The organism is Saccharothrix obliqua (assembly GCF_019375475.1).
In the GTDB taxonomy this organism is placed as follows: Bacteria; Actinomycetota; Actinomycetes; order Mycobacteriales; family Pseudonocardiaceae; genus Actinosynnema; species Actinosynnema obliqua.
On the sequence record NZ_JAHXGQ010000001.1, the window covers coordinates 723517 to 743501 of the forward strand.

The window sequence follows — 19985 nt, forward strand, 5'->3', positions numbered from 1 at the left end:
CCTCGCCGCCGCTCGCCCGCGAATCCACCGCGGACCAGTGGGCGCGCCGACCGACTCGGCTGCCGACCGGGCCGCGCGTTCGCCGGATTAACTTTCAGGGAGCCTGCCTGATGATTAGGCGTGGATCTGTTCGGAGGCGGGCTGTCGCTGGCTAGGCGGCTCGCCAGCCGAGTCGCTTGCCGTCCCGCCGCTGCCATCCCGCCGCTTCCCGTTCCGCCGCTTCCCGTTCCGCCGGTCGCCGCCCGCCTGTGGGCGGGCTGGCCGCGGGCCGCCGGCCGGCTTGGCTGCCGATGGGGCTGTGCGTGGCTGGATTAACTTTCAGGGAGCCTGCCTGATAGTTAGGCGCGGGCCGTTTGGGGTTGGCTAGGCGTCTCGCCAGCCGAGGCGCGTGCCCCGCGGTGTCGGTCGGCTGCGGACTGGGACTGGCGGGCCGCTCGCCGTACCGGCCGGTCGAGCGACCGGCGTTGCCGGCTCGCCCGACCGCCCGTCGTCGGCCGTCGAACGAGCCCGCGTCGACCTGCTTGCCGCTCTGCGCAGACAACCCGGTCCGAGCCGGGACTATGTCGCGATTCACCCACCTGAAAATCGAGTGCAAAACCACCCGCATGAGTGAAATGCGGCTACTCCCCGTCAATTACGTCCGGGTCGAGGCCGAGGTAGTTGGCCACCTGCTCCACCAGCACGTCGTGCACCAGGTCGGCCAGGTCGGCCCCGTCCTTGGCCCGCGCCTCCAACGGCCGGCGGTACAGGACTATGCGCGCCCTCCGGTCGGCACCGGCGGGCAGCAGGCGGGCGAGTGGGACGTTGCCGTCCTCGACCACGTCACCGTCGTCCGTCGCCGCCTTCACGTCCGGCACGTCGTCCACCGCCACGTCGAGCTGCGTCAACTCCGTGCGCCACCGGGCCTCGATCGGCTCCAACGCCTCCAGCACCAGCGCGTCGAACCGCTCCGCCCTGCTCCGCGCGGCCGGCAGGCCGGCCGGGTACAGGGGACCGCGCAGGCCGCGGCCGTGGCGGTCGCGGTTGCGGCGGCGAGGGCTGCCCTGACGTCGGGAACCTCTGGCCATCACCACGGGGTAGAGGGTAGTTGGCGGGCCCCGCGGGCTGTCGGCGACCTGCGGACTTGCCGAAGTCGACCGCCGCGCCGGAGGTAATCCAACACACCTCAGCCCGGACGCGATATCGTCCCCGCCGTGCGGAGCGTGAGACGGTGCTCGCGAACCGGGTGCGCTAACCCGGCAGTCGCCACGCTCACGTACGCCTACGCGGACTCGACGGCCGTCGTCGGCCCCCTCGCCACCTACTCCGAGCCGCACAGCTACGACCTCTGCGAGGAGCACGCGCTGCGCCTGACCGCGCCACGCGGCTGGGAGGTCGTCCGCCACCAGGGCGAGTTCCGCACCCCCGAACCGACCGTGGACGACCTGACCGCGCTCGCCGAGGCGGTGCGCGAGGCGGGCCGGGCCGACCGGCCGGTCGAGCCCCCGGAGGTGCCCGCCGGCACGATCAGGCGTGGTCACCTGCGGGTTCTGCCCGATCCTAACGAAGACTGATTGTGCCGGGCACGGCTCGGGCGGCCACGCCGGTAGGCTTTCGACGCCCACGTCAAGAGCCGATCCAGGAGTGTGGCTGTGCGCGATCTGTCCGGCATCGTCAAGGCTTACGACATCCGCGGTGTCGTCGGCGAGCAGCTTGACGCGGAGGTCGTCCGCGAGTTCGGCGCCGCCTTCGCGCGGCTCGTCGGCGGGTCGGCCGTGGTCATCGGCCACGACATGCGCGAGTCCTCGCCCGCGCTCGCCGCGGCGTTCGCGGAGGGCGTGACGCGGCAGGGCGTCGACGTCGTCAGCATCGGTCTGGCCAGCACGGACATGCTCTACTTCGCCTCCGGCAAGCTGGACCTGCCGGGCGCGATGTTCACCGCCTCGCACAACCCGGCGAAGTACAACGGCATCAAGCTGTGCCGCGCGGGCGCGGCGCCGGTCGGCCAGGACAGCGGCCTCGCGCAGATCCGCGCCGACGTCGAGCAGGGCGTGCCGGACGCCGAGGGCGTGACCCCGGGCACCGTGACCGAGCGCGACATGCTCGGCGAGTACGCGGCCTACCTGCGGGAGCTGGTCGACCTGTCCGGTTCCCGCCCGCTGCGGGTCGTGGTCGACGCCGGCAACGGCATGGGCGGCCACACCGTGCCCAGCGTGTTCGACGGCCTGCCGATCGACGTCGTGCCGATGTACTTCGAGCTGGACGGCAGCTTCCCCAACCACGAGGCGAACCCGCTGGACCCGAAGAACATCGTGGACCTCCAGGCGCGGGTGCGCGCGGAGGGCGCGGACGCGGGTGTCGCGTTCGACGGCGACGCCGACCGCTGCTTCGTGGTGGACGAGCGGGGTGAGCCGGTCTCGCCGAGCGCCATCACCGCCCTGGTCGCGGTGCGCGAGCTGGCCAAGGACCCCGGCGGCACCATCATCCACAACCTGATCACCTCGCACGCCGTGCCGGAGATCGTGCGCGAGCACGGCGGCAACCCGGTGCGCACCCGCGTGGGCCACTCCTTCATCAAGGAGGAGATGGCGCGGACCGGCGCCATCTTCGGCGGCGAGCACTCCGCGCACTACTACTTCCGCGACTTCTGGCGCGCCGACACCGGTATGTTGGCGGCACTGCACGTGCTGGCCGCGCTGGGCGAGCAGGACGGCCCGCTGTCGGCGCTGACCGCCGACTACGCGCGGTACGCGGCGTCCGGCGAGATCAACTCGACGGTGGACGACCAGGCGGCGCGGCTGGCCGCCGTCAAGGCCGAGTACGGCGGCCGGGACGGTGTCGAGCTGGACGAGCTGGACGGCCTCACCGTCGTCCTGCCGGACGGCTCGTGGTTCAACCTGCGGGCCTCCAACACCGAGCCGCTGCTGCGGCTGAACGTCGAAGCCGCCGACGAGACCTCGGTCGCCGCGCTGCGCGACGAGGTCCTGGCGATCGTGAGGGGATGACCACCGTGGTCGACGCCAAGCTCCTGGAGATCCTGGCCTGCCCGTGCCCCGCGCACGCCCCGCTGACGCCGGGCACGCCCGAGGACCCGCGGGCCGATTTCCTCACCTGCACCGCGTGCGGTCGGTCGTTCCCGGTCCGCGAGGGCATCCCGGTGCTCCTGCTGGACGAGGCCGTCCCGCCGACGGCGGGGTGACGTCCGGTGCTCGACGACAGCCTCCTCGACGACCGGACCCGCCTGCTCGAAGCCGACGTCGCCGGGCTGCTGCGCGCGGCGGCCCGCGCGGGCGCGCAGGTGCGGGCCACCGCCGAGGTGGCGGACGAGCTGGGCGTCCGGCGGGTGTTCCAGGAACGGCCGCGCGCGCTGGTGCTGGTGACCCGGCCGGGTGTCGCGCCGGCGGTGGCCGCGCTGGTCACCGCCCTGCTCGGGCCGCGCTGCCCGGTGCCGGTGGTCGTGGTGGACGACGTGCCCGGCTGGGTCGGCCCGCTGGACGTGGTGCTCGCGCACACCGAGGACCCGGGTGACGTGGTGCTCGCCGAGGCCGTGGACCGGGCCGCCCGGCGCGGCGCGCGGGTGCTGCTGACCGCCGAGGCGGACGGCCCGGTGGCGGCGTCCGCGGCGCAGCACGCGCTGCTCATCCCGCCACGCGTGCCGGTGCCGCGTGGTTTCGGCTTCCCCAGGGCGTTCGCGGCGTGGGTGGTGGCGTTGCACGCGTTGCGCCTGCTCGACGTGAACGTGTCGGTGATCGCCGACGAGCTGGACCGGGAGGCCGAGCGCGACCATCCGGTGCACGAGTCGTTCGTCAACCCGGCCAAGTCGCTCGCGCTGCGGGTGGCCGACCGCACACCGCTGCTGTGGGGCCTGGACGACCCGGCCACCGCCGTCGCCGCGCACGGCGCGCACGTGCTGGCGTGCTACGCGGGGCTGGTGAGCGACGTCGCGCCCTACCCGCAGGCGCTGACCAGGTCGGTGCTGCACCGCCGCGCCGTGCGGGGCTCCTCCGGGGCGGACATCTTCGCCGACCCGGAGGACGAGCAGGACGGGCTGGTGCGCGTGCTGCTGCTGGCCGTGCGCCAGGACCGCGCGGCCGAGCGGGCGCGGCGGTCGGCGATGGAGACCTTGCCGGGAGCCGACGTGCTCGAACCGGCCGAGGAAGTGACCGGCGGCGACGCGGTGTGCTCCGCGTTGCTCGCGCTGCGGTTCGAGATGGCCGCGCTGTACCTGGGCCTGGCCGCGGGAACGCTGGGCGGCCCGGGGCTGTACGCGCCGGCCGTGTGAGGGGATTTCGCTGTGGAACTGCTGCACAACGCGGTGCGGTCGTACGCGTGGGGATCGCGCACGGCCATCGCCGAGCTGCTCGGGAGGGAGGTGCCCGCGCCGCACCCGGAGGCCGAGCTGTGGATGGGCGCCCACCCGGGCGACCCGTCGCGCGTGGGCACGCGTTCGCTGCTGGAGCTGCTCGCCGACGACCCGCGGGGCCAGTTGGGCGACCGGTGCGGCCGGCGCTGGGGCGGGCGGCTGCCGTTCCTGCTGAAGGTGCTGGCGGCGGAGGAGCCGCTGAGCCTCCAGGCGCACCCCTCGGCCGAGCAGGCCGCGCTGGGTTTCGCCGCCGAGGAGCGGGCGGGCCTGCCGGTCGACTCGCCGGTGCGCAACTACAAGGACCCGTCGGCGAAGCCCGAGCTGGTGTGCGCGTTGACCGAGTTCCACGCGCTGGCCGGGTTCCGCGCGCCGGAGCGGACCGTGGCGTTGCTGCGGTCGCTGGAGGCACCGGACTTCACGCCGTACACCGAGCTGCTGGCCGCGCAGCCGGACGAGAACGGGCTGCGCGCCCTGTTCACCACCCTCATCACGCTGCCGCAGCCCACCCTGGACGCGTTGCTGCCGCAGGTGCTGGACGCGTGCGTGCTGCACGTGAAGGAGCACGGCGAGTTCGACCTGGAGTGCCGCACCGTCCTGGAGCTGGGCGAGGCGTACCCCGGTGACGCGGGCGTGCTGGCCGCGCTGCTGCTCAACCGCCTGGTGCTCCAGCCGGGCGAGGCGATCCACCTGCCCGCCGGCAACCTGCACGCCTACCTGCACGGCACGGGCGTGGAGATCCTCGCCAACTCCGACAACGTGCTGCGCTGCGGCCTCACGCCGAAGCACGTGGACGTGCCGGAGCTGATGCGCGTGCTGGACTTCACGTGCGGCGACATGCCGGTGCAGACCGGTGAGCCGACGGCCGACGGGCTGTGGACCTACCGCACGCCGAGCCCCGAGTTCGAGCTGTCCCGGCTGGAGTTGGCGCCGGGCGTGGAGGTGCGCGTCGACCACGACGGGCCGCAGATCCTGCTGGTCACCGAGGGCCGGGCGCGGCTGGCGAACCCGGCCGGCGAGGTGCTGGAGGTGGACCGCGGGCAGTCGGTGTGGCTGCCCGCGGCCGACCCGGCGGTCGTTGTGTCCGCCACGACTCCCACGCGCGTATTCCGCGCAACGGCAGGCGGGGATTAAAGTCCGCCCGCTAGGGTCACCCCCCGGACCGGGGGCGCACTCCCGGCAAAGCGGACTTCGGTGAGGGAGCTTGTCGTGTCAGCAGGTGGCGGTACCAAGGCGATCATCGCCGCGCTGGTGGCCAACGCGGGCATCGCGGTGGCCAAGTTCGTCGGCTTCCTGGTGACCGGTTCGTCGTCGATGCTCGCCGAGGCCGTGCACTCGGTGGCCGACACGTCCAACCAGGGCCTGCTGCTGCTCGGGCAGAAGACGTCCCGGCGCAAGGCGACCCTGAACCACCCGTTCGGCTTCGGCCGGGACCGGTACTTCTACTCCTTCGTCGTCGCGCTGCTGCTGTTCAGCCTCGGTTCGGTGTTCGCCCTGTACGAGGGCATCCACAAGCTGGAGGCGCACGAACCGCTGTCGTCGCCGCTGGTCGCGGTGATCATCCTGGTGATCGCGATCGGCCTGGAGTCGTACAGCTTCAAGACCGCCATCGCCGAATCGCGGCTGATCAAGGGCGACGCGACGTGGTGGCAGTTCATCCGCCAGTCGAAGGTGCCGGAGCTGCCGGTCGTGCTGCTGGAGGACGCGGGCGCGTTGTTCGGCCTGGTGCTGGCGCTGCTCGGCGTCGGCCTGTCCACGCTCACCGGCGACCCGGTGTGGGACGCGGTCGGCACCATCTGCATCGGCGCGCTGCTGGGCGTCATCGCGATCATCCTCATCGTGGAGATGAAGTCGCTGCTGATCGGCGAGGGCGCCGCGCCGGCGGAGCTGGACGCGATCGTGGACGAGCTGGCGGCGGGCAAGGTGCAGCGCGTCATCCACATCCGCACCCAGTACATCGGGCCGGACGAGCTGCTGGTGGCCGCGAAGATCGCGCTCGACCCGGGCCTGCCCGCCGAAGAGGTGGCGCAGGCCATCGACGACGCCGAGCTGCGCGTGCGCAACCGGGTGCCGGCGGCCCGCCTGATCTACCTGGAGCCCGACCTGGACCGCTCGCTCACCGGCGCCTGAGCCCGACGCGCGGGGGGAACCGGACCCGGTTCCCCCGCGCGTGCCGGTCAGGGCACCTCGTCCGGTCGGACGACGGGCGTCGCGTCGGCGTGGTGCTTGCGGCCCAGCAACGAGTTCCGGCGGCTGTAGGCGAAGTACACGACCACGCCGAGCGCCATCCACGCCAGGAACCGCACCCACGTCAGGGCGGTCAGGTTCAGCATCAGCCAGGCGCACGCGATGATCGCCAGCACGGGCACCAGCGGCACCAGCGGGACGCGGAAGCCGCGCGGCAGGTCCGGCCGGGTCTTGCGCAGCACCAGCACGCCCGCCGACACCAGCACGAACGCGAACAGCGTGCCGACGTTGACCATCTCCTCCAGCTTGCCCGCCGGGAAGAAACCCGCCGCCACGGCGACCAGCACGCCGATGCCCGCTGTGATCCGGTGGGGCGTGCCGAACCGGCCGGTGCGGGCCAGGCCGCGGGGCAGCAGGCCGTCGCGGGACATCGCGAACAACACCCGCGACTGGCCGAGCATCAGCACCATCACCACGGTGGTCAGACCGGCCAGCGCGCCGACCGAGATCACGGTGGCGGCCCAGTCCACGCCGTTCTCCGCGAACGCCGTGGCGAGCGTGGCGCGACTGCCGTCCGGCTGCGTCTTGAGCCGGTCGTACGGCAGCATCCCGGTGATCACCAGCGACACCGCGACGTACAGCACGGTCACGATGACCAGCGAGCCGAGGATGCCGCGCGGCACGGCCTTCTGCGGGTTGCGGGTCTCCTCGGCGGTGGTGGCCACGACGTCGAAGCCGATGAACGCGAAGAACACCAGCGACGCCGCCGCGAGCAGGCCGAGCACGCCGTACGTGCTGCCCGCGTACCCGGTGATCAGGGAGAACAGCGATTGCTCCAGCCCGGTCCCGACGCTGTCGCCGGTCTCCGCCGGCGGGATGTAGGGGCGGTAGTTGTCGGTGTTGATGTACGCGATGCCCAGCACGATCACCAGCAGCACCACGGCGACCTTCACGGCCGTGATCACGGCGCTCACCCGCGACGACAGCTTGGTGCCCACCACCAGCAGCGCGGTCAGCGCGAACACCAGCAGCAGCGATCCCCAGTCGACCTCCAGCGAGCCGAGCACGGCGGTGGTCTTCAGGTCCAGGCCCAGTTGGCCCAGCACGGTCTCCAGGTACAGCGACCAGCCCTTGGCCACGGCCGCCGCGCCCACCGCGAACTCCAGGACCAGGTCCCAGCCGATGATCCACGCCATGAACTCGCCGAACGTGGCGTAGGAGAACGTGTACGCGCTGCCCGCCACGGGCACGGTGGACGCGAACTCGGCGTAGCAGAGCGCCGCCAGCGCGCACGCGACGGCGGCGAGCACGAACGCGAGCGACACCGAGGGGCCGGCGAGGTTGCCCGCCGTGGACGCGGTGAGCGTGAAGATGCCCGCCCCGATGACCACGGCGACGCCGAAGACCGTGAGGTCCCAGGCGGTGAGGTTCCTGCGCAGCTTGGTGTCCGGATGGTCTGTGTCGGCGATCGACTGCTCGATCGACTTGGTGCGCCAAAGCCCGTTCCCCGGCACGGTGCTTCTCCTCCTCGTTGAGGCGTTGTGGCCCGATCAGCCTAGAGGCCGGGCGCGGCGGGGACCGGCCGGCGAGCACCCGACGTGATCTTCCGGACACGGAGGAGGGTCGGCTAGGTTGCCGGGCATGGCCGTGCTCTGCCTCGACGTTGGCTCGACGTGGACCAAGGGCGCGCTGGTGTCCGCGACGGGTGAGCTGCTGGGCGTCGCGCAGCACCCCACGTCGCCGCCCGAGGTGTTGGCGGGCGTCGCCGCGGTGCGGGCCGAGCTGGGTGCGGCGGACGAGGTGCTGGCGTGCTCGTCGGCGGGCGGTGGCCTGCGGTTGGCCGTGGTGGGGCACGAGCGGCTGGTCAGCGCCGAGGCCGGGTACCGGGTGGCGTTGTCGGCGGGGGCGCGGGTCGTGCACGTGTCGGCGGGGCCGTTGGACGGCGCGGGGGTGCGTGCGTTGCGCGCGGCCCGGCCGGACCTGGTGCTGCTGGTCGGTGGCACGGACGGTGGTGATTCGGCCGTGCTGCTGCACAACGCGCGGAAGCTGGCGCGGGTGGCGTGTCCGGTCGTGCTGGCGGGCAACGCCGAGGCGCGGGCCGAGGCGCTGGAGCTGCTGGCCCGGCGGACGGTCGTGGCGACGGACAACGTGCTGCCGGACGTGGGCTCGCTGGTCCCCGGCCCGGCGCGGGACGCGATCCGCGAGGTGTTCCTGCGGCACGTGATCGGCGGCAAGGGTCTGTCGCGCGGGCCGGCGTTCCGGCGGTTGGTGCGCGCGGTGACCCCGGACGCCGTGCTGGGCGGGGTGTCCCGCTTGGCGGCGCGTGACCGGGAGGGCGCCGTCCTGGTGGTCGACGTGGGCGGCGCGACAACGGATGTCTACTCCAGTGTGTCCACTGTGGACGAAGGTCCGGAGAGGACGGTGGCGCTGCCGCCCGACCGGCGGACGGTGGAGGGCGACCTCGGCGTGCGCTGGTCCGCGGCGGGCGTCGTGGCGGAGGCCGTGGCGGAGCGGTTGGTGGATCGGGCGGAAGCCGTTGTGCTGCAACGGGAGGCGGAGCGGCGTGCGGTGGACGTGACGTGGCTGGCCGACGACCCGGGCACGGATCTGCGGCTGGCCGGGCTGGCTGCGGTCCTGGCGGCGCGCCGCCACCTGAGGTTGGTGGACGGCAGGCTCGGCCCGCGCGGCGCGGGGCTGCTCGTGCTGTCCGGTGGCGTGTTCCGGCACGCGCCGGACGTGGGGGCGGTGGAGCGGGCGTTGCGCGCCGACCCGGTCCTGCGGCCGGTGCTCAAGTCGGCCGCGGTGGTGGTGGACCGGGACTACGTGCTCGCCCCGACGGGCCTGCTGGCCCCCACCCACCCGGTTGCGGCCGACCGCCTCCTGACGCGCCTGGCGGTCTAGGTACGGGGACCCCGCCTGCGCCAGTAACCCTTCGATTAACAGTCGAACGCCCTGGACCGGCCCCGCCGACGCGGGGAAGACTCTTGGTGACCGGATGACGGAGTGATCCAGAGGCGATGACCCCGGCGTTGCGCCGCCGGTCGTCTTCCCGCGCCGGCGGGGGTGGTCCGACGACGCACATCAACGCCGAAATCTGCTCGCTGTCTTCCCCGCGCCAGCGGGGGTGGCCCGATCCCCGTCACCTTCGGGGGCAACATCTACTCGTCTTCCCCGCGGCAGCGGGGTGATCCGGAGGTGCGAGGACGCTTCCCGGGTCGGCGTCGCACCTTCCGGCGAGGTGGTCCGGGGCGCGTGTGGCGAATGCGTGGTTGTGACATGCCGCCGCGCCGACGGGAGTGTTCCGGGCTTCGCGGACGGCCCCTAACGCGCCTCGGGCTTCGGCGCGGCCACCGGAGCCTGGCGTGCCACCGGCAGCACCAGCCCCGCCGCCGGCGGCGCCGTCACGTCCTCCAACCCCGCCGCCACGGCCACCGCCCGGTCCCACTCCGGGTCGGACGTGTAGTCCGCGTGCCGGTTCACGCCCGCCGCCCACCGCCGCCCCGGGAACGGACCCCGCTGCGGGTCGGGCAGCCAGTGGTCGCCACCGAGCACCAGCGCCCCCGTCGGCCCGCGCAGCGCGGGTGGCAGGGCGCCGGTCGTCCCGTCGGGCAGGAAGCCGACACCGAGCAGCATCCCGTCGAACACCTGCCGGTCCCACGTCGTCACCGCACCGCCGAGCGGGTCGGTGCCCCGGCACAGCGCACGCCACCGACCGGCCAGCCCACCCGCCAGTCGGGCCAGCGAGTCGTGCGGCACGACCGCCGGGAACGCCCTCGGGTACGCCCACTGCAACTGCGACCCCGCGGTCACCAGCCCGAGCCGGGACGCCTGGTCGGCGGGCAGCTCCTCCAGCAACCGCGCCGCCGCCACGGCCGCCAGCAGGCTGCCCTGCGAGTGCCCGGCGAGCACGACCCGCGTGCCGGGGTCCGCCAGGTGCTCCCGCACCCGCGACACGAGTTCCGGCACGACCTTCAACGCGTAGCACGGCGGCACGACGGGATGCGCCTCGCGCGGCCAGAACGCGGCCAGGTCGGCGAGCACACCGAGCTGCCGCGCCGTTTCCGGCCTCCGCGCCGCCAGCCACACGGCACGCAGCAGCGCCAGCGCCAGCACCGCCAGCACGGCGACGCCGAGGCCGGTGAGCGGACGCGACCACGCCGGCGGGTCGACCTCGCGCAACCGCAGCAACGCCGCCGGCACCGAACCGCCCACCAGCACGCACGCCACGATCAGCACCACGTGGTGGCTGTGCCGCCGCTCCCACCGGGCCCACCACCACGCGCGAGCCGCGCGGTGCAGGTCGCGCCCGCGGCCGGCGTGCAGCAGCGCCGCCTCCCGCGCCCACTCCTTGCCGCGCCGCAGCGAACTCCACCGCATCGCCCCGGTCGTGGCCGCCACGAACAGGAACGCCACGAACGCCAGCACGCCCGCCACGCCCCACAGCAACGCGATGTAGTCGTAGCCGCGCGGCAGGACGCCGTGGCCGAGCGCGCGCCGCACCGTCAACGCCACCCCGGCGCCGAAACCGCCACCCAGCAACGCCGCGACCGCCACCACGGGCGCGGCCATCCACCCGCCCGCCCACGGCCTCAGCTCCCGGGGCAGCTCACGCCACGTCCGGCGGGCCAGCAACGCGGCCGGCACCAGCAGCAGCCCGAGCAGCAGGCACACCAGCGCCACCGCCGCCGCGACGAGCTGCACCGCGAGGTCCGCGCCGGTGAGCTGCGCCGGCAACCGGGTCAACAACCCCACCGACGTGAAGAACAACGTCCACGCCACCACCAGCAGCACCCGCCGCGGCCGACGCGCCAGCGCGGCCCGCAGCCACCGCCCGCCCCGGTGCGGCGCGCCGCCGGTCGGGTCGTCGAGCAGCATCGCCGCCAGCGCCGAGAAACCCACCAGCACCACGCCGAGCGCCCACGCCGCGGTCAACGCGCCGCCGTGCCCGCCGGGCGCGACCAGCGGACCGGGCGGGCCGCCCAGCGCGACCACGACGGCCGTGCCCAACCCCGCCACGAGGTGCAGCACGCGCAACGCCGGCACGTCCGGGTCGGTCGCCACGTGCGCGCCGGGCAACCCCGAAGCGCCGACCGCCGACGCGGGCACGTGCCTGCGCTCGATCCGCCAGTCGACCGCCGACACGCGGTGCAACACCAGCAGCAGCAACGCGATGGGCGTCATGCCGAGCACCGACCGGGCCCACGGCGCCTCCCCGAGCCACGTCGGTCCCCACAGGCACGTGGAGCCGGGCGCGAGGCACTGCGCCGCCACCAGGTCCAGGGTGATCACCGCCAGCTGGGCCACCAGCAGCACGGTCAGCAGCAGCGCCGCGAGCCGCAGCAGCGACCGCAGGCAGATGCCCAGCAGGTGCGCCACCACCGACCCGGTCGGCACCGGCGGCAGCATCCAGTGCGCCACGTTCGCCAGGGAGAACGGGAACAGCAGCGCCCACGTCGCCTTCGCCCACCCACCGGAGGTCATGCGGCCCCACACGTAGCCCTCGACGACGCGCGGCACCGGGCGACCGCCCGCTTGGAGCACCGGTCCCGGTGCGGGTCTGCGCAGTCGGTCGGCGGGGCGCACGATGCGGCCCAGGCCGTCGCCGGCCACGTCCACCGCGGCCACGGCGTCCACCAATGACTGGGGCGTTGTGCCCTGGACACCGTGCACCCGCAGTTCGACCACCCGTGTGTCGGGGCCGGGAATCAGCACGAAACCTCCAGCGAACATCACGTCGGCCAGGCCATAGTGGGGCATCGAAGCCGCAGTCGCAGCCGACCCCGGGCCCCGGCGTGGCGGGCGGTAGGGTCGAGACAACCCCGAATTTGGAGGAACCCGCGATGACCGCCGAGAGGCTCCAGACCCGCAACGGCGTCGATTTCGCCGTCGCCGACCTCTCCCTGGCTGAGTTCGGCCGCAAGGAGATCCGCCTGGCCGAGCACGAGATGCCGGGCCTGATGGCGCTTCGGCGCGAGTTCTCCGAGGTGTACCCGCTGAAGGGGGCGCGGATCTCCGGCTCGCTGCACATGACCGTGCAGACCGCCGTGCTCATCGAGACGCTGGTCGCGCTCGGCGCCGAGGTCCGCTGGGCCTCGTGCAACATCTTCTCGACCCAGGACCACGCCGCGGCGGCGGTCGTCGTCGGCCCGCACGGCACCGAAGAGGAGCCGAAGGGTGTTCCGGTGTTCGCCTGGAAGGGCGAGACGCTGGAGGAATACTGGTGGACCGCCGAGTCCATGCTCACGTGGCCGGACGGCGGCGGCCCCAACATGATCCTGGACGACGGCGGCGACGCGACGCTGCTCGTGCACAAGGGCGCGCAGTACGAGAAGGCGGGCGTCGTGCCCGCGGCCGAGGACGACGACCCGGAGGAGTGGCAGGTCGTCCTGGAGACGCTGCGCAAGTCGCTGGCGGCGGACCCCGGCAAGTGGACCAAGATCGCCGAGGGCATCCGCGGCGTCACCGAGGAGACCACCACCGGCGTCATGCGGCTGTACCAGCTCGCTGCCGCCGGTGACCTGCTGTTCCCGGCGATCAACGTCAACGACGCCGTGACCAAGTCGAAGTTCGACAACCGCTACGGCATCCGCCACTCGCTGATCGACGGCATCAACCGCGGCACCGACGTGCTGATGGGCGGCAAGGTCGCGGTCATCTGCGGCTACGGCGACGTCGGCAAGGGCGCGGCGGAGTCGCTGCGCGGCCAGGGCGCGCGGATCATCGTGACCGAGATCGACCCCATCTGCGCCCTCCAGGCGGCCATGGACGGCTACGACGTCCAGGTGCTGGAGGACGTGCTGGACAAGGCCGACATCGTCATCACGACCACCGGCAACAAGGACGTCGTGCGCATCGAGCACATGGCGGCCATGAAGCACCAGGCGATCGTCGGCAACATCGGCCACTTCGACAACGAGATCGACATGGCCGGCCTGGCGCGCTACCCCGGCATCCGGCGGATCAACATCAAGCCGCAGGTCGACGAGTGGGTGTTCCCGGACGGCAAGTCGATCCTCGTGCTGTCGGAGGGTCGCCTGCTGAACCTGGGCAACGCCACCGGCCACCCGAGCTTCGTGATGTCGAACTCGTTCTCCAACCAGGTGATCGCGCAGATCGAGCTGTTCACCAAGCACCAGGAGTACGACAAGGAGGTGTACCGCCTGCCGAAGAAGCTGGACGAGAAGGTCGCCCGCATCCACCTGGAGGCGTTGGGCGGCAAGCTCACCAAGCTGTCCAAGGACCAGGCCGAGTACATCGACGTGGACGTGGAGGGCCCGTACAAGCCCGACCACTACCGCTACTGATCGTCGTTGGACCGACGGGCCGGGGTGGCGACGCCCCGGCCCGTCGCCGTGCCGGGGCTCAGCTCCACTCCACGCCGATGCCCGCCATCCCCGGCCCCACGTCGGTGAAGTACGCGCTGACCACCCCGCCCAGCCCGCACACCAGCTCCTCCACGTCGACCGGCGTGGAGGCGGGGTCGACGCGGAACTGCTTGGTGCACCGCGCGGGCAGCGCGCGGCGGTGGAAGGCCAGTTGCAGCAGGTAGCCGCGGCACGGTTCGCGGAACGTCCGGTGGTGGCCGGGTGTCGGCCCGCCGGTGTCGTCCACGACGGTGAAGCTGAAGACGTGCTCCTCGCCCTCGGCGAGGCGGCGGTCGAAGAGCAGCTCGAAGGCCAGGCCGCGGGTCGCGCTCTGCCGGCGCAGCCGACCCTGCCGGCAGCCCTCGGCCGGTCGCACCAACGCGTTCTCGATGACGCACCCCGCGTCGCCCTGGTGCACGGCCAGGTACCGGTCCGGCCCGGCGCGCAACGCGCGCACGACCAGCCGGGTGGTGATGGACCGCTGCTCCCGCTGCCCGCCGATCAGCACCGTGTCGTGCACGGACAGCACTTCGAGGTCGGCGTTGGCACGCGCGCTCGCCGGCACGGCCTCGAACTCGGCCAGCAGCGGCGCGGTGCGCACCCACGCGTCGGCCAGCTCGGTGAACGCGGGCCGGGGCAGGCGGGCCGCGGGCCGGTGGCCGACCAGCGCCACGAGCGAGTCGGCGGGCAGCCGCAGCACCGTCTCCAACGCGCGCACGGTGGCGAGTGCGCGGGGCACCTCGGGGTGGCGCAGCCCGCGCTGCCAGTAGCTGAGGGTGGACTGCCCGACCTGCACGCCCTCCTGCTCCAGGTGCGCGCGCAGCCGGGCCAGGGACAGCCCGCGGTGGGCGATGGCGTCACGCAGCGCCCGGTGGAACGGTCCGTAGCGCAGGGTTTCGGCCAGCTCGTCGGGCAGCACCGAGGGGTGACCCAGCGGCTGGTCGACCGGCCCGGATTCCGCGGTCACCGCGGCACCACCCCTTCGCACGGTCCCGAATTGGGTTCACCGTAGTCACTCGATCTGGTGAGAGAAAGATCTCCAGTCGCCCAACCGGGCGACGTGATGCCTCCAATCGAGGTGGCGCGCCGACCCTTAGGGTGGTGGCGTGGGAAAACTCGTGGTGATCGAGGGTTTGGACGGCGCGGGCAAGCGCACCCTCGCCAAGGCGCTCACCGACGCGCTCTCGGCACGCGGCCGGAAAGTCGCCACCGGCGCGTTCCCCCGGTACGACGACGACATCCACGCGGAACTCGTCCGGGACGCGCTGCACGGCCGCCTCGGCGACCTGACGGACTCGGTGCACGGCATGTCCGTCCTCTACGCGCTCGACCGGCGTGGCGCGGCCGACGACATCCGGGCCGACCTGGAGCACTACGACGTCGTGCTGCTCGACCGGTACATCGCCTCCAACGCCGCCTACGGCGCGGCACGGCTGCGTGAGCACGCCGACGGCGAGTTCGTCGCGTGGTTGCGGGGCCTGGAGGTCGATCGCTTCGGGTTGCCGATCCCGGACCTCCAGCTGCTGCTGCGCGTGCCGGTGTCCGTGGCGGCGGACCGGGCGGCCCACCGCGAGGCGGCCGAGAACCGCGCGCGGGACGTGTACGAGTCCGACGACGACCTGCAGGCCCGGTGCGCCGCCGTGTACGAGGAACTGGCCGCCGCGAACTGGCTGTCGCCCTGGGAGGTCCTGAGCGGCACCGACGGCGCGGCGAGTTCACGCGTCGAAACGCTCCTCGACCGGTACTTCACCCGATAGTCTCACGTCCGTAACGAAACGTGACGGCCTCACCGATGAGTCGCTGACGAACCCCCTGCGACGAGGCGAGGTGGGCACGTGGAACGGCGACCGAGACCGGCGACGGAGCGGACGCGCGCGGCGACCAGCGGCGATGACCGCTGGGCGGTGCGGGGGAGTCCGACCGCAAGTGGGACGATGTTGGGTATGAAGGCACGCGTGCTCGTGGTGGACGACGACCCCGCTCTGGCGGAGATGCTGACCATCGTGCTGCGGGGCGAGGGTTTCGATACCGCGGTGGTGGCCGATGGCGCCCGCGCGCTGCCCGCGCTCCGCGAGTTGAAACCGGACCTGGTGCTGCTCGACCTCATGCTGCCCGGCATGAACGGCATCGACGTGTGCAAGGCGATCCGCTCCGAGTCGGGCGTCCCGATCGTCATGCTCACCGCCAAGAGCGACACCGTCGACGTGGTGCTCGGCCTGGAGTCCGGCGCGGACGACTACGTGGTCAAGCCGTTCAAGCCGAAGGAGCTGGTGGCGCGCATCCGCGCCCGCCTGCGGCGCACCGAGGCCGAGCCCGCCGAGGTGCTCCAGATCGGCGACCTGACGATCGACGTGCCCGGTCACGAGGTGCTGCGCGAGGGCAGGCCGATCCAGCTCACGCCGCTGGAGTTCGACCTGCTGGTGGCGCTGGCCCGCAAGCCGCGCCAGGTGTTCACCCGCGAGGTGCTGCTGGAGCAGGTGTGGGGTTACCGGCACGCGGCCGACACGCGGCTGGTGAACGTCCACGTGCAGCGGCTGCGGTCCAAGGTGGAGCGCGACCCCGAGCACCCCGAGGTGGTGCTGACCGTCCGCGGTGTCGGCTACAAGGCGGGCCCTCCGTGATCGGCGCCCGATGAAGGTGCTTGATCCCGCGGTCCGCGAGCTTCGCCGCGGGGTCGAGCGCGCCCGGCGGCGGGCCGCCGCGTTCGGCGAGCTGTGGCGGCGGTCGCTCCAGCTCCGGGTCGTGGTCAGCACGCTCGCGCTGTCCTCCGCCGTGGTGTTCGTGCTGGGCATGGTGCTCCAGGTGCAGATCACGGGTCAGCTCCTGGAGACCAAGACCGAGGCGGCGATCCGGCAGACCGAGGCGTCGGCCGCGGCCGTGCAGCCCGACCTGTCCGGTCTGAACCCCGGCCCCGACAGCGTCAAGGCGCGGTTCACCGCCGCCTTGAACAAGATCAGCTCGGCGGGCGCGGGCCTGGACGCCACGTCGTCCGGCGCGGGCGCGTTCGAACCCGCGCTGGTCGACCCGGCCGGCGTCGGCTCGGACGGGCTGCCGACGGCCGTCGGCCCGTGGCAGGACGTGCCCGAGGGCCTGACCAAGATGCTCGAACGGGGCAGCGCCGGCTACCAGATCCACACCGTCGAGCGCAGCACCGGACCGACCACGCTGCTGGTCGTCGGCAAGCCCGTGAACAGCTCGGCGCGGGCCATGCACCTGTACCTGCTGTTCCCGCTGACCGGCGAGCAGGCCACGGCCGAGGTCGTCCAGTCGACGCTGGTCGTCGGCGGCCTGGTGCTGCTCCTGCTGCTCGCGGTGATCGCGAACCTGGTGACGCGGCAGGTGGTGCGCCCCGTGCGGCAGGCCGCCGAGGTGGCCGAGCGGTTCGCGGACGGCAGCCTGGACGAGCGGATGCCCGTGGTCGGCGAGGACGACGTGGCACGCCTGGCCGAGTCGTACAACGAGATGGCCGCGAGCATCCAGCGCCAGATCCACCAGCTCGAGGAGTTCGGCCAGCTCCAGCGGCGGTTCACCTCGGACGTGTCGCACGAGCTGCGCACACCGCTGACCACGGTGCGGATGGCGGCGGACGTGCTGCACGCCTCCCGCGAGCAGTTCCCCAGCGGCCTCGCCCGGTCCACCGAGCTGCTGGTGGACGAGCTGGACCGGTTCGAGTCGCTGCTCGGCGACCTGCTGGAGATCAGCCGCCTGGACGCGGGCGTGGAGGAGCTGGCGGCCGAGCTGGTCGACATCCGGGTGCTGGCGCGGCGCGCGCACGACTCGGTGCGGGCCATCGCCAACAGCAGCGGCACCGAGATCGTGATGGACATGCCCGACCACGAGGTGACGGCCGAGCTGGACTCCCGCCGCGTCGAGCGCATCCTGCGCAACCTGCTGGCCAACGCCATCGACCACGGCGAGGGCCTGCCCGTGGAGCTGACCCTGCGGGGTGACGGCGACGCGGTGGCGGTGACCGTGCGCGACCGCGGCGTGGGCCTGCGGGCCGGTGAGGCGGACCTGGTGTTCAACCGGTTCTGGCGTGCCGACCCGTCGCGCAACCGGCGCACCGGCGGCACCGGCCTCGGGCTGTCCATCAGCCTGGAGGACGCGCGGCTGCACGGCGGCTGGCTGGAGGCGTGGGGCGAGCGCGGCCACGGCGCCGTGTTCCGGCTGACGCTGCCGTGCCGGCGGGGGCACGAGCTAACCGCCAGCCCGTTGCCGCTGGAGCCGCCGGACCTGCCCGCCGTGCCCGCGGAGGCCGAGGAGGAGCCGACCGGGGAGGTGGAGCTGACCGAGGGCGAGCTGACCTGGCAGCCCGCCGAACCCGTGGCGGGCGACCGCGAGGAGGTCCGGTGAAGCGCCTGGTCGTGTTGTTGTCGGCGGTGCTGGCCCTGGCCGGCTGCGCCGCCATCCCCACCCAGACATCACCCATCCCGGTGAATCCATCGGCGGGCAGCGCCACCGAGGCCGCCGCGCCGAAACCGGTCAAGGGCATCGACCCGCTGAGCCTGGTCCGCGAGTTCGTCAACGCCGCGGCCAACCCGGAGGGCGACTACGCCGCGGCCAGGGCGTACCTGACCGACGAGGCGAAGCGGAAGTGGGACACCAAGGGCACGCCGACCATCATCGACTCGACCTTCAGCACCGTCCCGACCGGCGGCGACCTGCTGACCGACGCCAAGCACCGGACCGTGCTGCTCCAGGGCAAGAACGTGGGCTCGCTGGAGGTCGACAACTCGTTCGTGCAGCGGGTCGGCGACCTGTCCGCGCCGGTGGGCCTGGAGACCGACAAGGACGGCGAGTGGCGCATCTCCGAGCCGCCCAACGGCATCTACGTGCCGTTGATCGGCTTCCACGCCAACTACCGCCGCGTGACGCTGTACTTCTACAACCCCGACTTCACCGTGCTGGTGCCCGACCCGCGGTACGTCGTCGTGCCGCCGTCGACGTCCATCCCGCGCCGGGTGACCGAACTGCTGCTCAAGGGGCCCGCGGTGGGTCTCCGGGGCGCGTTGGCCACGGCGGTGCCCAACGGCGCGGCGCAGCGCAAGGACACCCACGAAGCCGACGACGGGGCGTTGGAGGTCGACCTGACCAAGGTCGGCGACCTGACCGCCCAGATGCGCAAGTTCGTCGTCGGGCAGGTGGTGAAGTCGCTGGCCGGCGTGACCAGCAGCCGCATCCGCATCCTGGTGGAGGGCGCGCCGATCTCCGCCGAGCAGATCGAGTGGCGGCCCGCCGACATCCAGTCCGGCGAGGCGCTGGTGACGCCGGACGCGGACCTGAGCGGCCTGGTGGCCAGTGGCGGCCAGGTGCGGCGGATGGCGACCGGCGAGGCGTTGCGCGGTCCCGCGGGCACCGGTGAGTACCAGGTGGTCAGCGCGGCGCAGTCGTTGGACGGCGCGGAGCTGGCCGTGGTGAGCAGGCTGGACGAGAAGGCCGTGCGGCTGCGGGTGGGCAACGTGGAGGAGGCGTTGTCCGCGGTCGACCTGCCCGCGATGACGCTGACCAGGCCGACGTGGCTGCTCAGCGGCCGTGCGGGCGACCCGAGCGCGGAGGTGTGGACGGTCGTCGACGGCGCGAACGTGGTCCGCGTGATCAAGACCGACGCCGGTTGGATCGCGAACGCCGTGAACGCGTCGGAGCTGACCCAGTTCGGGTCGATCACCGAGCTGCGGCTGTCCCGGGACGGCACGCGCGTCGCGGCCGTGGTCGGCGGTCGCCTGGTGGTGGCGGCCGTGGTGCGTGACGGCGACTCGTCGGTGTCCGTGCGGCTGGCGCGCAACCTCCAGCCCGCCGTGCTGGGCACGGCGACGTTGTCGGTGGACTGGCTGGCGCAGGACGTGCTGGTGGCGAGCACGTCGTTGCCGTCGTGGCCGATCGCCAAGGTGAACGTGGACGGGCTCAAGATCGACCGGTACAACACGTCGAACCTGACCGTGCCGGTCGCCTCGGTGGCCGCCGCGCCGGGGCGCAACGTGGTGGCGGTGGACCAGAGCGGGTTGTGGAGCGCGGGCGACGTGGGCGACGTGTGGCGGGCGAGCGGCGTGAAGGTCGACGCCGGGGCCCAGGCGTTCTACCCGGGCTGAAATCCCGCC

General features: G+C 73.0%; 16 protein-coding genes. 12 read left to right on the forward strand and 4 right to left on the reverse strand.

Annotated elements, in window-relative coordinates; genetic code table 11:
* Positions 1 to 620 precede the first annotated feature (620 nt).
* Complete coding sequence (locus tag KZQ38_RS03635) at positions 621 to 1067, reverse strand: metallopeptidase family protein (RefSeq protein ID WP_219439345.1); 447 nt, start codon at positions 1065 to 1067, stop codon at positions 621 to 623.
* A 126-nt stretch (positions 1068 to 1193) separates the two neighbouring features.
* Here KZQ38_RS03635 and KZQ38_RS03640 point away from each other — a divergent pair, with 126 nt between their 5' ends.
* From KZQ38_RS03640 to KZQ38_RS03665, 6 genes are all read left to right on the forward strand, one after another.
* The gene (locus KZQ38_RS03640; RefSeq protein WP_219438316.1) at positions 1194 to 1553 is read left to right on the forward strand and encodes a DUF3499 domain-containing protein; all 360 of its coding nucleotides are present in this window, start codon (positions 1194 to 1196) and stop codon (positions 1551 to 1553) included.
* A 78-nt stretch (positions 1554 to 1631) separates the two neighbouring features.
* Positions 1632 to 2984: a phosphomannomutase/phosphoglucomutase gene (locus KZQ38_RS03645; RefSeq protein WP_219438318.1), complete on the forward strand. Its 1353-nt coding sequence runs from the start codon at positions 1632 to 1634 to the stop codon at positions 2982 to 2984.
* Positions 2981 to 3178, forward strand: coding sequence for a Trm112 family protein (locus KZQ38_RS03650; RefSeq protein ID WP_219438320.1), 198 nt, complete (start codon positions 2981 to 2983; stop codon positions 3176 to 3178). The genes KZQ38_RS03645 and KZQ38_RS03650 overlap by 4 nt, the downstream gene beginning before the upstream one ends.
* Positions 3179 to 3184: 6 nt before the next feature.
* Entirely contained in the window at positions 3185 to 4261 is a 1077-nt protein-coding gene (locus KZQ38_RS03655) for an SIS domain-containing protein (protein ID WP_219438321.1), read from the forward strand.
* Between the two features lie 12 nt (positions 4262 to 4273).
* Positions 4274 to 5473 carry a mannose-6-phosphate isomerase, class I gene (gene manA, locus KZQ38_RS03660; RefSeq protein WP_219438323.1) on the forward strand — a complete coding sequence of 400 codons (1200 nt, stop codon included), beginning with the start codon at positions 4274 to 4276 and terminating at the stop codon, positions 5471 to 5473.
* A gap of 75 nt (positions 5474 to 5548) precedes the next feature.
* Positions 5549 to 6469: a cation diffusion facilitator family transporter gene (locus KZQ38_RS03665; RefSeq protein WP_219438325.1), complete on the forward strand. Its 921-nt coding sequence runs from the start codon at positions 5549 to 5551 to the stop codon at positions 6467 to 6469.
* A gap of 47 nt (positions 6470 to 6516) precedes the next feature.
* Here KZQ38_RS03665 and KZQ38_RS03670 read toward each other — a convergent pair whose 3' ends face one another.
* Positions 6517 to 8040 (reverse strand): amino acid permease, encoded by a 1524-nt coding sequence (locus KZQ38_RS03670; protein ID WP_219438327.1) that lies wholly within the window; start codon positions 8038 to 8040, stop codon positions 6517 to 6519.
* A 127-nt stretch (positions 8041 to 8167) separates the two neighbouring features.
* On the opposite strand from KZQ38_RS03670, the gene KZQ38_RS03675 reads away from it, so the two are divergent.
* Positions 8168 to 9427 carry a glutamate mutase L gene (locus KZQ38_RS03675; RefSeq protein ID WP_219438329.1) on the forward strand — a complete coding sequence of 420 codons (1260 nt, stop codon included), beginning with the start codon at positions 8168 to 8170 and terminating at the stop codon, positions 9425 to 9427.
* Positions 9428 to 9847: 420 nt separating this feature from the next.
* Here KZQ38_RS03675 and KZQ38_RS03680 read toward each other — a convergent pair whose 3' ends face one another.
* A complete protein-coding gene (locus tag KZQ38_RS03680) occupies positions 9848 to 12256 on the reverse strand; it encodes a hypothetical protein (protein WP_308258262.1) in 2409 nt (802 codons plus the stop codon).
* A gap of 110 nt (positions 12257 to 12366) precedes the next feature.
* On the opposite strand from KZQ38_RS03680, the gene ahcY reads away from it, so the two are divergent.
* Positions 12367 to 13830: an adenosylhomocysteinase gene (ahcY, locus tag KZQ38_RS03685; protein WP_219438333.1), complete on the forward strand. Its 1464-nt coding sequence runs from the start codon at positions 12367 to 12369 to the stop codon at positions 13828 to 13830.
* A 58-nt stretch (positions 13831 to 13888) separates the two neighbouring features.
* On the opposite strand, the gene KZQ38_RS03690 is transcribed toward ahcY, so the two are convergent.
* Positions 13889 to 14857, reverse strand: coding sequence for a hypothetical protein (locus tag KZQ38_RS03690; RefSeq protein ID WP_219438335.1), 969 nt, complete (start codon positions 14855 to 14857; stop codon positions 13889 to 13891).
* A gap of 139 nt (positions 14858 to 14996) precedes the next feature.
* On the opposite strand from KZQ38_RS03690, the gene KZQ38_RS03695 reads away from it, so the two are divergent.
* The 4 genes from KZQ38_RS03695 (at position 14997) to KZQ38_RS03710 (ending at position 19976) form a co-directional block, all read left to right on the forward strand.
* Complete coding sequence (locus KZQ38_RS03695; protein WP_219438337.1) at positions 14997 to 15647, forward strand: dTMP kinase; 651 nt, start codon at positions 14997 to 14999, stop codon at positions 15645 to 15647.
* 186 nt (positions 15648 to 15833) lie between these two features.
* On the forward strand, positions 15834 to 16511 hold the full coding sequence (mtrA, locus tag KZQ38_RS03700; protein WP_121009184.1) for an MtrAB system response regulator MtrA: 678 nt from the start codon (positions 15834 to 15836) through the stop codon (positions 16509 to 16511).
* Positions 16512 to 16521: 10 nt separating this feature from the next.
* Complete coding sequence (gene mtrB / locus KZQ38_RS03705) at positions 16522 to 18243, forward strand: MtrAB system histidine kinase MtrB (protein WP_219438339.1); 1722 nt, start codon at positions 16522 to 16524, stop codon at positions 18241 to 18243.
* Positions 18240 to 19976 carry an LpqB family beta-propeller domain-containing protein gene (locus tag KZQ38_RS03710; RefSeq protein WP_219438340.1) on the forward strand — a complete coding sequence of 579 codons (1737 nt, stop codon included), beginning with the start codon at positions 18240 to 18242 and terminating at the stop codon, positions 19974 to 19976. The genes mtrB and KZQ38_RS03710 overlap by 4 nt, the downstream gene beginning before the upstream one ends.
* Positions 19977 to 19985: the final 9 nt, after the last annotated feature.

Excerpts from the sequence above, each read along its gene's own strand:
- KZQ38_RS03635 (WP_219439345.1), bottom strand. The coding sequence starts at position 1,067 with ATGGCCAGAGGTTCCCGACGTCAGGGCAGCCCTCGCCGCCGCAACCGC.
- KZQ38_RS03650 (WP_219438320.1), top strand. The coding sequence starts at position 2,981 with ATGACCACCGTGGTCGACGCCAAGCTCCTGGAGATCCTGGCCTGCCCG.
- KZQ38_RS03675 (WP_219438329.1), top strand. The coding sequence starts at position 8,168 with ATGGCCGTGCTCTGCCTCGACGTTGGCTCGACGTGGACCAAGGGCGCG.
- KZQ38_RS03680 (WP_308258262.1), bottom strand. The coding sequence starts at position 12,256 with ATGTTCGCTGGAGGTTTCGTGCTGATTCCCGGCCCCGACACACGGGTG.
- ahcY (WP_219438333.1), top strand. The coding sequence starts at position 12,367 with ATGACCGCCGAGAGGCTCCAGACCCGCAACGGCGTCGATTTCGCCGTC.
- mtrA (WP_121009184.1), top strand. The coding sequence starts at position 15,834 with ATGAAGGCACGCGTGCTCGTGGTGGACGACGACCCCGCTCTGGCGGAG.
- mtrB (WP_219438339.1), top strand. The coding sequence starts at position 16,522 with ATGAAGGTGCTTGATCCCGCGGTCCGCGAGCTTCGCCGCGGGGTCGAG.